The 12,247-nt window shown below is 55.0% G+C and carries 13 protein-coding genes; 1 reads left to right on the top strand and 12 read right to left on the bottom strand.

Going from position 1 to position 12,247, the window contains the following annotated elements; translation table 11 throughout:
* Positions 1-5: 5 nt before the first annotated feature.
* Genes MNODULE_RS05470 through MNODULE_RS05455 form a run of 4 tightly spaced genes read right to left on the bottom strand, consistent with a single transcriptional unit; the run spans position 6 to position 2,149 of the window.
* A complete protein-coding gene (locus MNODULE_RS05470) occupies positions 6-227 on the bottom strand; it encodes a hypothetical protein (RefSeq protein WP_168058440.1) in 222 nt (73 codons plus the stop codon).
* Between the two features lie 44 nt (positions 228-271).
* Positions 272-1,270 (bottom strand): SPFH domain-containing protein, encoded by a 999-nt coding sequence (locus tag MNODULE_RS05465; RefSeq protein ID WP_181070935.1) that lies wholly within the window; start codon positions 1,268-1,270, stop codon positions 272-274.
* Complete coding sequence (locus MNODULE_RS05460) at positions 1,270-1,725, bottom strand: NfeD family protein (RefSeq protein ID WP_168058439.1); 456 nt, start codon at positions 1,723-1,725, stop codon at positions 1,270-1,272. The genes MNODULE_RS05465 and MNODULE_RS05460 overlap by 1 nt, the downstream gene beginning before the upstream one ends.
* A 19-nt stretch (positions 1,726-1,744) precedes the next feature.
* Entirely contained in the window at positions 1,745-2,149 is a 405-nt protein-coding gene (locus MNODULE_RS05455; RefSeq protein WP_202882119.1) for a transglycosylase SLT domain-containing protein, read from the bottom strand.
* 118 nt (positions 2,150-2,267) lie between these two features.
* On the opposite strand from MNODULE_RS05455, the gene MNODULE_RS05450 reads away from it, so the two are divergent.
* A complete protein-coding gene (locus MNODULE_RS05450) occupies positions 2,268-2,828 on the top strand; it encodes a Uma2 family endonuclease (RefSeq protein ID WP_168058437.1) in 561 nt (186 codons plus the stop codon).
* A 224-nt stretch (positions 2,829-3,052) separates the two neighbouring features.
* On the opposite strand, the gene MNODULE_RS05445 is transcribed toward MNODULE_RS05450, so the two are convergent.
* Genes MNODULE_RS05445 through MNODULE_RS05410 form a run of 8 tightly spaced genes read right to left on the bottom strand, consistent with a single transcriptional unit; the run spans position 3,053 to position 12,229 of the window.
* The gene (locus MNODULE_RS05445; protein WP_168058436.1) at positions 3,053-6,442 is read right to left on the bottom strand and encodes a conjugal transfer protein TraG N-terminal domain-containing protein; all 3,390 of its coding nucleotides are present in this window, start codon (positions 6,440-6,442) and stop codon (positions 3,053-3,055) included.
* 4 nt (positions 6,443-6,446) lie between these two features.
* Entirely contained in the window at positions 6,447-7,871 is a 1,425-nt protein-coding gene (locus tag MNODULE_RS05440) for a conjugal transfer protein TraH (protein ID WP_168058435.1), read from the bottom strand.
* Positions 7,872-7,928: 57 nt separating this feature from the next.
* A complete protein-coding gene (locus tag MNODULE_RS05435; protein WP_168058434.1) occupies positions 7,929-8,789 on the bottom strand; it encodes a conjugal transfer protein TraF in 861 nt (286 codons plus the stop codon).
* A complete protein-coding gene (locus MNODULE_RS05430) occupies positions 8,758-9,234 on the bottom strand; it encodes a S26 family signal peptidase (RefSeq protein ID WP_168058433.1) in 477 nt (158 codons plus the stop codon). The genes MNODULE_RS05435 and MNODULE_RS05430 overlap by 32 nt, the downstream gene beginning before the upstream one ends.
* Positions 9,212-9,514 (bottom strand): hypothetical protein, encoded by a 303-nt coding sequence (locus tag MNODULE_RS05425; RefSeq protein WP_168058432.1) that lies wholly within the window; start codon positions 9,512-9,514, stop codon positions 9,212-9,214. Before MNODULE_RS05425 ends, MNODULE_RS05430 begins: the two co-directional genes overlap by 23 nt.
* Positions 9,515-9,542: 28 nt before the next feature.
* A complete protein-coding gene (locus MNODULE_RS25235) occupies positions 9,543-10,640 on the bottom strand; it encodes a TrbC family F-type conjugative pilus assembly protein (RefSeq protein ID WP_168058431.1) in 1,098 nt (365 codons plus the stop codon).
* Positions 10,630-11,637: a TraU family protein gene (locus MNODULE_RS05415; RefSeq protein ID WP_168058430.1), complete on the bottom strand. Its 1,008-nt coding sequence runs from the start codon at positions 11,635-11,637 to the stop codon at positions 10,630-10,632. Before MNODULE_RS05415 ends, MNODULE_RS25235 begins: the two co-directional genes overlap by 11 nt.
* 10 nt (positions 11,638-11,647) lie before the next feature.
* Complete coding sequence (locus MNODULE_RS05410; protein WP_168058429.1) at positions 11,648-12,229, bottom strand: hypothetical protein; 582 nt, start codon at positions 12,227-12,229, stop codon at positions 11,648-11,650.
* Between the last annotated feature and the right edge of the window lie 18 nt (positions 12,230-12,247).

Raw genomic sequence — 12,247 nt, 5'->3', positions numbered from 1 at the left:
AGGGATCAGCTCTCTGAAGGGGATCCGTTCTTGAATCGGACTTCCACGGTCTCCCGGATAAAGAATCGGATTCCCTCGGCCATAAATTCCGAGATCGACTGCTTCTTCTTGTCGGCCCCTAACGTGATCAATGCCTGCTCTTGAGGCGTGAAGCTCTCGAATGAGACGTTATTTTCTGTCCTGGCTTTTCTTGCTTTCGGTTTTCTGGATACAGTCGCTTGTTCCATCAGAGTCCTTCTCCTTTGTGAATGTGGTTGATCAATAACCGTCCCTACTTCTTCGATGCGCCTGCCCCGTCGATAATCTCTCGAATCCCGCCCAAAGAGCTTAAAACTGCGGACGCCTCATACGGCATATAGACAACCTTGTTATCCTTCCCGGTCACCATCCCCTTGAGCGTCTCGATATATCGGATCGCAATAAGATATTGCGCAGGATTCCCCCGATCTTCCGTGATCGCCTCTTTGATCCTCTTTAAAGCTGCGGCCTCCGCCTCCGCCACCTTGATCCGGGCCTCGGCTTCCCCTTCCGCCATCAAAATCTTCGCCCTTTTTTCTCCCTCAGCTCGGTTGATCTCGGACTCTTTGAACCCCTCCGATTCCAGGATTCTCGCCTGCTTCATCCCCTCCGCCTCCAGAATGGCCGCGCGCCGGTCCCGCTCCGCCCGCATCTGCTTCTCCATCGCGCCGATAATATCCCGCGGCGGATGGATGTCCTGTAATTCAACACGGTTGACCTTCACGCCCCATTTCTCCGTGACCTCATCGAGGATCGCTTTCAGCTTGCTGTTGATCGTATCCCGGGAGATCAGCGTTTGATCCAGGTCCATCTCTCCGATAATATTCCTCAGTGTCGTCTGGGCAAGCTTCTCGATCGCATCCGGAAGATTCGCGATCTCATAGACCGCCTTGACCGGATCGGTGATCTGAAAATACAGGATTGCATTTATTTCTATGACGACATTATCGCGAGTAATGATTCCGGTTTGCTTCGGAAAATCATAAACGGTCTCCCGCAGATCGATCCGGGTGATCTTCTCCTTCTTGATGATCGTTCTGCCGTCGACATCCGTTTTGATGTATCTCCATTCGATCTCTCTGGCTTTGTCGACGATCGGCAATATGATGTTTACCCCTTTGTTGAGTGTGCGATGATAGGCGCCGAGCCTTTCGATCACCATCGTCTCCGCCTGCTGCACAATCTTGAAACCCTCGGCTGCAAAGAAAACGACGAATACCGCAACTAGAATGACGATAATCAATATCCCCATCAGATGTCCTCTCTCTTTGAGATTTGCTTTACGATGAGATGGGTCCCATCGATCCTGACGACTTCAACTCTTGTTTTGGGCTCAATGACGGCGTCATCGATCGAGACTCCCTTCCAGTCTTCCCCGCCGACGATGATCCGGCCTGAATGAGCGATCGGATCGATTTTCTCCAGGACATATCCCTGCTTCCCGATCAAAGCCTCGGTATTGGTCTTGATCCGGGTTTTCGAGTCCAGATACTTTAAAAACAGAGGCCGAAGCATCAGGAATACGAGGAGGGTCACTGTAAAAAGGACCGTAATCTGCACTTCGATCACCCACCCCATCCAATGAGCCAAACCGGCCGCCAGACACCCCATCCCAATGGCGGCGGTAAAGAAGCCGGGGGTTAAGAGTTCTGCGATAAAGAGCCCCATCGCCGCCACAATCCAGAGTTGCCAGAGTTCAATATCCAAAGCGCCAGCCCTTTTGTTTTTATTTTCTGTTCGGAAGGGATAAGAAGACCTTCCATGCGTACTTCGCCCGTTTGTCCGGGCTCGTTGCGTTGTAGCAGCCGACCGCTTCCCAGGTATACCCGTATCGCTGCATACACTGCGCGAGAATCCACGCTCCGACTTTCACATTCTGGCAGGGGTTCCTCAAAGAAGCCCACAGTTCTTCCCCCAGGACGTTTGCCCATGCCGAGTTGATCTGCATGAGGCCGACATCGTAGCTTCCGTTCGCATTCCGATTCATGGCAGAAGGATTGAAGGAGGATTCCACTTTGGCGATGGCCCACAGCAGCTCCGGGGAGACCCGATAGATCGCCCCGGCCTCCTCGAAACAGAAGGCATGAGCACTGTCGGAAATCAAACCGGTGATAATAAGCGAAACCGACACCAAGAAGGCTGTTATTTGCGGAGGTCTCTGATTCTTGCGAGTTCCTATTCGGTTTGACATTCGATTTTATCCTTGTTATTCTTATCCTTAAGAAACATCCATTGAAGTGAGGGATGCCATGTCGCCCCAGGCTCATAAGGTTAAATTCACCTACGAGGACTACCTTCTCTTTCCGGATGACGGAAAGCGCCACGAGCTGATTGATGGAGAACATTTTATGACCCCGGCTCCTTCGACCAAGCACCAAAAAGTTTCCTCCAATTTGCACCGAATCATCAGCTATTTCGTGTATGAGAAGAACCTTGGCATCCTGTTTCCGGCTCCGACTGATGTTGTCCTCTCTGATCAGGATGTTGTGGAACCTGATCTTCTTTTCGTTTCATCTGCCCGGTCCTCCATCATTACGGAGAAGAACATCCAGGGGGCTCCGGACCTTGCAGTTGAGATCATCTCTGAAAACACCCGAAAAACCGATGAGATCATCAAACGTAAACTTTATGAACGGCACGGCATCCCCGAATATTGGATCGTGGACCCGGAGTTAGAGACCGTAAAGGTCTACCGCATGACTGGCCAGGGTTACACTCGTGCTGCCGAGTTGTCTTTGGAATCGAACAACACACTCACAACGCCTCTCCTGCCTGATCTGCGAATACCGCTCTCTGAAATATTCAAATAAGAAAGTGCGGTAACGTTTTTTAATGGGGTATTCTCGATGTCCGACGGTGCTATTTTTCTCTTAGCCATCTTTCTCATTACTCTGAGATTGCTTTATATGCTCGCAACTCGGAAGAAGATTAAGGTAGAACCGTATTATCCGGATGATGAAGACTGGGGAACAGGTGAATTTATCTACCCAGGCGGGAAATATAATCTGCATCGTCATCACAACAATAATGGCGATTAATCCGGCCTATTTTTTAGTTCGTCCACATCGATTCTCTTCGGATCAAACGGGATACTCTCGATTGCGCGTCTAACGCCAGCGCCCGGTGCAGATGCTCCGTAATCTAACGAAGAAGCTGTCCTGGCTTGATCATAGAGGCCCTGTGTGAATTCGCCGACCTTTCCGGCCACATATCTTTCCGTGTCATCTCTCCCAAGTTCCTGCTCTTTGGCTTCTCCGACAGATTGACGGATCCTCTGGTCATATTCCGTTGCAAGCAAGTTATTAGATTCTTCTTCGATTGATTTTCTACCTGCGGCTCCTCCAATTCCAAACACGCGCAAACCTGCCGACCCTTCTGCATAACCAACACTGGCTCCATTTCTCTTTAAAAATCCCCCCACATCCCGCGCCAAATCTTTCGCAGTCGCCGCCACATTCGCGTCGAAAGTTTCAGGCTTATATTTGGCGAGCGTGTGATCCGAGACGAATCTCGCGATCGCCGGGTCCCGATTCAACGCCATCTGCATGGCAGAGCCGATACCGACTCCATGATCGACGGTACTTTTATCGATGTCTTCTGAAATGTTTCTTGAGCCGCTGAGGCTGCTGCTATGAGCCTTGCTGATCTCTTCCCATCCTGACTGGGACAGCGCGAAATCCATCGTTTTTCCCGTTTTCTCATTCGTCACCGCCAATTGCCCCATCTTGCCGCCATGGGCGGGATAGCTGTACTGCACATTGGCCGACATGCCGCGGTCGGCAAGATACTCCAAGGTATTGACCGCCTGATTTGAACCACCTTGAGATCTGAGTGTCTTTGCGAGACCCTTCAGCTCTTCTGAATTAAGCGTCTCATAGCCGTGCACGCCCCCCTCGATCTGAGCCCGGGTGAGATTCAGCCCGATGCCGGTGATATTTCCATCCCGGTCTTTCATCACGCCGGTTCTCAGATCCCCATCCTCTCCATGATCCACCGCCTTCATCTGAAGCTCATACCCGACTGCATCGGGATCGGTGCTGTAATAGGCCGTGCCGTCGGCACTCTGTTTTATTCCAGGGATCAGACGATAGGCGTCCCTCAGGGATCCTTCCAAAGCGATTTTCCTGCCGTCCTCGGAAGTCCCATTGATATAGAGTTGGCCTCCGACCTGCTGGACTTTTCCGGATCTCAATTGATAGCTGCCATAGGGCGTATCCACCGTAAGCCCCTTTCCGGCGGAGAATGTCTTCTCCGCGAAGTCCTCGCTCTTCACCGAGGTGGTGTCGGTGGCGTTGAAAGTCCCCTTTCCGCTCTGAGGATCGATGGAGTAGCTTGCGATCATGCCCGGTTTTAACATCGAGGCCGCATCCTGATGTCCCGCATTCGAGGCGACTTCCCTCACCGCATCGATATTGCCCTCCGTCACAGGACCGGCAAAGGAGATGGAGGCGGCCTTTCCCGACTTCGGATCAAAGCCGATCTCCGTCAGATGCATTCCGGGGATCACCCCTTTGTAGCCTTGCTTGGATGCGACAGCGGCCATCTCCGGCGTGATCGTACGGCCGGTGGTGTTGAAAGCAGCGGCTTCCGTCGGCGTCCGAATCCCCAGGAGTTGACGGGCCAAATCAAACCGACCCTGACTCTCTCCGTATAAAGAGCTCTGCCTGAAATACTGCGATTGCATGCTCGCCGAGACGACATCTCCTCCGGCGACATCCGATGCAAATTGCTTTGTTCCGTACGCCGAGCCGCGCGCGGACTGCCCCTGAATGCCGCCGACCTCGAACGCCGAATCGGCGTCCACCAACCCCAACCCCTCGCCCGTGCTTTTGGCCATCGTATTCGCTCTGGCATGGGTCCTTTGCCCAAAATCAAATCTATAGGCATTGGCCATCACCGGGGGCGCATTCTCTAAAGCGCTGACAATGTCGGCCGCTCCCTCGGGAGTCGCCACTCTCCCGGCCGCCTGGGCCGCGTGCCGGGGAGAGCCGGTGATCTCTCCCGCCAGCATGCTGAGCGCATGGCCTCCGAACCGAACCAGCATGGTCGTGATCACGGTGGCGAGCATCAGACCGGACCAGCGAATCGCCCCGAACGCGGCGAGGGTCTTTAATGAGGCGGTCCCGAATGTGGAGATGGCGGTGAGCCCGAGTTGATACTGTCGTACTTCCGCAAAGGCCTTTACGGCATAATCGATCGCAAATTGATGGGCGATGGCGTCGGTCACTCCCCAGGCGGTCAGCCAGATAAAGAACCCCGCGATCAGCGTCACCGCCTTGCCGAAGAGCGGGGTCGGAATGAAGATCACCAGAAAGGGAAGCAACCCGATCGCAATCGCCGTGATGACGGCCCGGATGATCGGAATCCACTCGTTGGCCACCACCCCTGTCGAGAGCAGGGAGGTCCCGGTGTCTCGTCCGGCCAGGACAGCGATCGCCGTATCGGGGCTGGCCAATTGCGCCACGGAGGAGAGCGACTGAGCCATCGCATTCTGCCGGTAGATCTGTGTGGCGTCGAACACCGCTCCCTGGACCCAGTTGACCAGGCTCGTGAACGTCCCTTTGCACTGGTTGTATTCGCTCGGAATACTCGGATCGAATCCCGCATCGGCGCACCTCGCTTGGGAGGTGTTCTCAAAGAGGGAGGGATTCGTGATCTTCGCCTCGATCGCGGGCATCGCCTCCGAGCATTTCAGAGTCCTCCCCTCCGGTTTGGCGTCTTCGTAAAAGGTCGTATAGATCGCGGGGCTCGCCCCCTTCCTGAAGAGGGGGATGAAGTCGGCATTATTGGCCAGATCGTTGATGGTGAGGGTCGTTCCGGGACGCGCCACCTCGAAATAGAGACAATCCTCGACATATTTTCTCAGCGACAGGTGAATATACTGGTCCGACAGCAGCACCCCTTTGGACTGGATGTTCAGAAGCATGTCGAAGCCGACCCCGCCCGCCTGCTGCTGATACCCGACCGGGTCGGCAGCGTTGGAAACGATATCGATCAGGCCCCGTTCGACCTTGTTGAGGGCGCCGATGAGCGCGACCAGGCCGTCCGGAATCCCTCCGACCGGCTGATATTGGTTTTTCACCGGATCATAGATGTGGAGCGTTCCCTTCGGTAAGACCAGGGCCAGATAGAGGGTGATCCCGATGCCGACCGGCCAGGTCCAGGAAAGGGGCGTGACGCGGGCCCCCGAGAGGGCGAGAAAATAGACCACCACCCCTCCCATGAGGATTCCCAGCACGATCACCGTGAAGAAGAGGCCCTTATAATCGGCGTCGCTGAAGATCAGCGCGATCTTTGTGAACGCGCTGACCACCGCATTAAAGCCGTTGTAAGTGTAGTACTCCATTTCGATCGCATGGGAGGTCGAGTGCGACAGGATCACAACAAGAAAGACAAGCGGCGGAACGTGAAAACTCTTTTTCATTTGTCTACCTTCCGATGGCCCGATTCGCCAGAGAGGGCCGGAACATCTGGGATAAGGAGGCGCGGGCGATGTCGTTGAACTGCTCGAGCCGGGCGGACACCTCCATGATGGTGTTGATCTCTCCGGCTATCGCGGCGTACGCCCGCTGGATCTCCTCCACCGAGGCATGAATCTGCACGACCAGCTTCTCCGTCTGTGCAATCGCCGGCGCCATCAGATCGATCTGGCAGTCGGATTGCGCGGCCTGCCCCTGGGCCGATATCACCGATCGCGCGGTATAGAGACTCTGCAAGGAGAGATGATAGAGGTCCGACATCATATTGAAGGCGTAGGCGCGGGCGGTGATGTTCGACAGGATCGCGATGGTGCTCCCCGGCTGATCGGAAATCACCGCCACCTTCAGCGCGGAGTAGGCCGGAAGTGGGAGGGTGTTGATAAAGCCCTCTTCGTCGGGAGCAAGGGCCAACCCCGATCGCATCTTATTCACGATTCCCTGGAGTTTATTTCCTGCCCATTGATTCAAGTTCGCGTTCGCGTCGGTGATGAGCCGGCAGGCGCTCCCGTCGGCCGGCCGCAGATACGCCTGCCCCGTGAAGAAGTTGTCGATCGCTCCTTCCTTGTTCTGCTCGCACGGGGGGATGAGAATTGGCTCGATTTGCCTGGTTCCATTCGGCGAGGTGATCTCCGTGATGCCGATATCGCCGGTAAACCCGCGGGCGAGGTCGATGTATTCCGTGGGATAGGCTTTTTTCTCGGCGATGGCCTGAAGCACGGTCTTTCCGGGAGTGGCGAAGATCTCTTTGAGGCCGGTGGGGCAGCCCGCGATCTGAGCGTTATCGTTGACCGTCTGCTGGTTGTTATTACTCTTCCAGGTGTCGGTGAGTTTCGCGCGCAAGGTCTGCAGTCCGCGGTTGAGGGTGTAGTCGCTTTCGGCCATGGCCCGGATCTGCGCATTCTCTGCGCCCATGCCTTGAAAGGTCTTCGCCACCAGGACCTGAGAGGCCTGGCAGTCGTTGAACTGAAGCTGATTGAGGGTATCGGTGATCGCCTCGAACGATTTGATCGATTTGGCGCACGGCTCACAGAGCGTATTGAAGGCGAGATCGAAAGCGACGGCCGGGGCGTTGGTCAGCATCGCTTGAAGCTTCTGGACCAGACGGTCGAAATCGAGAAATGAGACGGCCCCTCCAAAGACGTCGATGCCGCCGCAGCCGGTCTTCACCCGCGGCGGATTGAGGCTGGCGATGTAATCGTTGCTGTTGTACCACCGGGCGGAGAAGCTGCCGCCGTTGAAGTAGCCCCGCTTCTGCCCCTCGAAGTATCCGGGCGAAGTCTCTGTTTTCTGATCGATCCAGTCATCGACCCAGCCGGCGTGTATCCAGGCAGGGATTAAAACAATAAATATTACGATCAGAAATTTCCTAGGCATGGCTTCTCCTCCTGGTCAATATAGAGCCTCCTATCGAGCTTGATAAAGGTGCCTCCATCATCGGGAGCCCTCCTTGATCCTCAAAGGCGCCGTCGGATCAAAGCCCCCGCCCCGCTCGAATTCATACATTGAAAACGCTTCCGGCGCGATCTCATTGCCGAGAATCCGAATCCCGCGATAAAGGCGCTCCTCCATATCCGCCAGAGAGACGACGCCGATCGACACCGGCATGAAATCCTTGCTGTCCCTATGGATCAGCATGATGAAGGGGACCGCCCGCACCCGAAACTGCTCAGCAAGCCCGGCATTGCGTGTGATATCGACTTTTCGGACCTGCCAGCCCCGGTATTTCTCCAAAAAGAAGCTCAAAATCTCGTTTTGCTCGGCGCAAAAGTGGCACGTGGGGGAGTAGAAATAAAGGAGCGCGAAGCTCTCTTTCGATTGGTCGATCTTTTGACCGACCTCGGCCGACTGCTCTCTTGTTTTCGCCGCCTTTCCGGGAAGAGCGTTCGGATAGTCTTTCTCCAAGGAGAGCTCCGGGTACTTCTGGACCACCAGTGCCGCCACATTCGCGAAGGCCAACGCCTTCCTGCGGGCAATATCCTGAATGGTGTAATACTCCTTCACATTCTCGACCGTGGGGGACATCACGGCCTTCTTCTGGAACGCCATCAACAGGGGTTGAAAATCGTCCGGATGCATATTCCAGAGATCCTCGGGGGTATGGTCGGAAAGGGAGAGAACCTTCCGCGCATCTCTTCGCTCTTCTTTTTTTTCTTCCTTTTCTTCAGGTTCCTTTTCGTACCACCACCATCCGCGCTTGGAAACGTCCGGCGCCTCTTTGGGAAGCTCCCTGGCATGGACAAAGGTTGCGAGCATCAACACGCTAAAAAACAGGGTAAGCGATCGCGATAACATCTTCTTTCCTCACAAATCCGAAATATCGGGAATCCAGGCTGTCGACATGAGTTCCGAAGACAAACAGGCTCCCTTTCGGGATCACTCCCTCGAACTCAAGGTGCGGCAGCCTCTCTCCTTTCAGGGAGTAATCTTTGGCCTGTCCCAGATAGGTGTCGTTGCAGTAGTAAGATCTCTCTTTGACGGTGAGCATATCCCCTGCCGCGCAGGCCACCTGCTTGAGGGTCTTTTGGGTCTTCGCGCCCTTCAAATATCTGGAGTTCAGCTCAAAGAGCACATAAGCGTTACGGACCATCTGCTCTTTGGAAGGCGCCCGATCCAGAAGATAGATTCGATGCCACAATGAGGGGGTGATCGTCACCGTAAACCGCTGGGGAATCCAGGAGCCCGCCAGGAGGAGCGCCGTCATGAATATGATCAGTCTAAGGGGCGAGGACTTCCGCATGGCTGACAACGGCGTCTCCCATGATCACGATTTTGTTTTTCGGAACCGCATCGATCTTTCGCTGCAGATGTTCCAGATTCTTCTTCAGGCCGGCGTCGTCGATCTTCCCTGAGAGATACAACGCCCTCTGCTCGGCCATGTAGCCCTTGATATCGACGGCGACGATCTTGGGGGCGTAGAAATAATCGTAGATATAGAGCGAGCAGGCGGAAATAAGCAGGGAGAGGACCGCCGTCTGAAGCCAGTGACTTCTGTTGTTTGTCTTCTGATTCTCTTCCATTGAAAACCTCGACGAATGGATTCCTTTCTCATGGATTCAGTTTGAACAAAAGATTCTTGAGAGAGCGACTTTTCGCTTCCCGCTGGATCCGCTCGATACCATAGGCCAGCGATGCGTCCCCGTAGAGGACATAATAAGGAGAGGCCTCGCCCAAACCTTCGCTGCCACCGAGCTCCGTCTCATGGAGTGAGGGAAGGTAGACAAGCGCCGGGACCTGGCGGATTTGGTATCTCCTGTAAAGGAGCGGATCGACGTTGATGTTCACCTTGTGGGCGTCACACCTCCGCTCGATCGCCTTGCAGCCCGGATCCTTCACGATGATGTCCGAGACCAGCCGCAAGGTCGGCTGCGCGTATTTCATTCCCCCCACAAACCCTCTCATCACCATCGTGATATTCGGATCTGAAAGCCTCGCGAGATCGGCCGCATAATTTCGCAGCGTTACGAGCGGCATGGAAGAGGAGACAAAGAGATAAATCCGCTCCGAAGAAGATAGGACTCCGCTCTTTTGATCAGCCTGCTCCGTCTCTTCTTCCCCCGACGGCGCCTCACCCTCGCTTTTCATTGCGGGGATCCCAAAGACCTCCGTTTTGATGCGCTCGGATTCCCGTTGAAGTTTTTTCCGAAATTCTTCGGAGGCAAAATGCCGGGCAAGCCTTTCCGCCTCGGCCCTCCCCTGCTCCTTGTGGTTTTCGTGCTTACCTCCAACCACTTCCCGTAGGTCGGTGACACTCTCCGGAACGCGAAGGGTTTTCTCCATCTCCTTGCTTTTATCAATCACCCCCCGGATCGCATCCAAGTCGACGATTTCCTGTTCCTGCCAGAAGGCCCCATCGACAAAGATCCGAACCCTTTTTAGGGCGGCGTCCATCTCAATCGATATCGGATTCAATTCTTCCTCGCAGGCAGCGCCTTGAGATTTGAGGTAAACCTTTTCCCCTTCGACCTTCTCGATCAAATGGCAGGAAGTCGGTTTTTGGATGAACACCTTCTTTTTGCCGGACTCGGTATGCCCCTTTATTGCGGCGAAGCCGACAGTGATGGAAATAAAAATGATGAAAACGGCCGCTCTCTTTCGACATCGAGATCTCCATCCATGTTTGATGGTTTCCGACTTATGCCGCACAGCAGACCCTCTTTCTGAAGATGACCCAGAGAAAATTGTCACTGGAATTGCCTCCCGCGGAGAAAGGGGGATTTTTCAAGGATCCCCAGACCATGCTGCTTCTTCCGATCGGATGACATGTAAAATCGCGCACCGGCTTGGCGATCTGAATGCGGTAGTTGTGCTTGATCCAGATCGGGGTGGGGATGCAGCCACAGAGATTGACCCCGGTGTCGCAGACGAGCAGTTCGCGGGAGAGCTTGTAGATCAACCTCGCGGCGATCGCCGCATTGGCCTGGATATACGTATCGTCGTTGACATGGCCCGTCAGCGGATAAGCGGAACCCCAGGAACCCATGCACCAATAAAGGGCGCTCAATGGAAGCCCCGCGTTGGCCGCCACGCTGTCGGCGATGCAGGACATCTGCGAGACCGGATTGGCAAAGAGCAACGCCTCCGGGTTGATGGCGAAGGCGAGCATGTCGTTGTTCCACAATGGATCGACCTCGGTGATATAGGCCAGATCGAACCCGCTATGCTCCACACAGACAAAATCGATCAACAGTTCGAGAACTCCCCAGACCGGGAAGATGAAGTAGTGGGCCTGGGCGAACGTGGAGGTATCGATCTGATTGTGGGCGCTGATCTCCGAGTGGGTCCCACCCAGGAACCCTTGGCTCGGATTGGGCAGCTGCACCCCCAGGCTCGGAAAGTAAAAAGGATCCTTGACGGTCTCGATGAACCTGGCAGGCTCCCAGAAGCTGATCGGAATCCCCGGGCGGAAGAAAAGAGGCGGCGGAGCGGGGCAGACACAGACCGGAAGGAGCGCCGCATCCGGAGCGTCCGGAACGTCTCCCGGGATCACCGTCATCCCGGCGATCTTGATCGGGAAGACGCAGTTCCAGCAGATATCGGTCACGGGGTTTAAAGGGGTTCCGAATCCGCGCGCATCGGCATGCCCCTCCAGACTGAGGATCAGAATGGCTGTCAGTACCCCGAACAGGCAGACGTTTCTCATGGAATGGGGCCTATTTTTTTGAAGGGATCGCAATTTCCTGAACCTCCATCATGCTTCCTTTTTGTATCGCGATCGCCGGAGTCGAACGGACTTTCAATCGCTCGATCAGGTTTGCATCGGCGTAATACACGGGCCGCTTCAGGATATCTATTAATGACGAATACGATCCTCCGGTCAGAAGCAGGAAAGCCTTTGGATCGTTCGCATATTCTGACGAGCGAAACCAGGCGACCTGCTCGGCATCCTCTGCGTCGATGATCACAAGCGTATTCGGAAGAGAGACGTATTGAAGCGGATTGAATGTATAGCCGCGCGGGTAGAGGACCCCTCCCTGACCGTCCGGGATATCCGCGGAAAGTGTATAGGTCATCTCCACGGCGCGGGTCCTGGTCGTCGTGGCCCGGGGAAGACGCCTCAGCCCTGAAGGACGGTACGATGCAACGGCTTGTTTCATCTTTTTCTCATTGAAGCGCTCTTCCCAGTTCACCTCTTTTGCGCGGGCTTCTATCTCACTGAGGGCATCCGGCTCGGCGATCGCATAGGTGGCGCCGGCCACACCGAGGTTGCGGCCCATGTCCTCGGAACGCGCCATCCCGTAAGATCCTCCCAG

Source organism: Candidatus Manganitrophus noduliformans (assembly GCF_012184425.1).
GTDB classification, from domain to species: Bacteria; Nitrospirota; Nitrospiria; order SBBL01; family Manganitrophaceae; genus Manganitrophus; species Manganitrophus noduliformans.
This window is presented reverse-complemented; position numbering and strand designations above follow the sequence as displayed.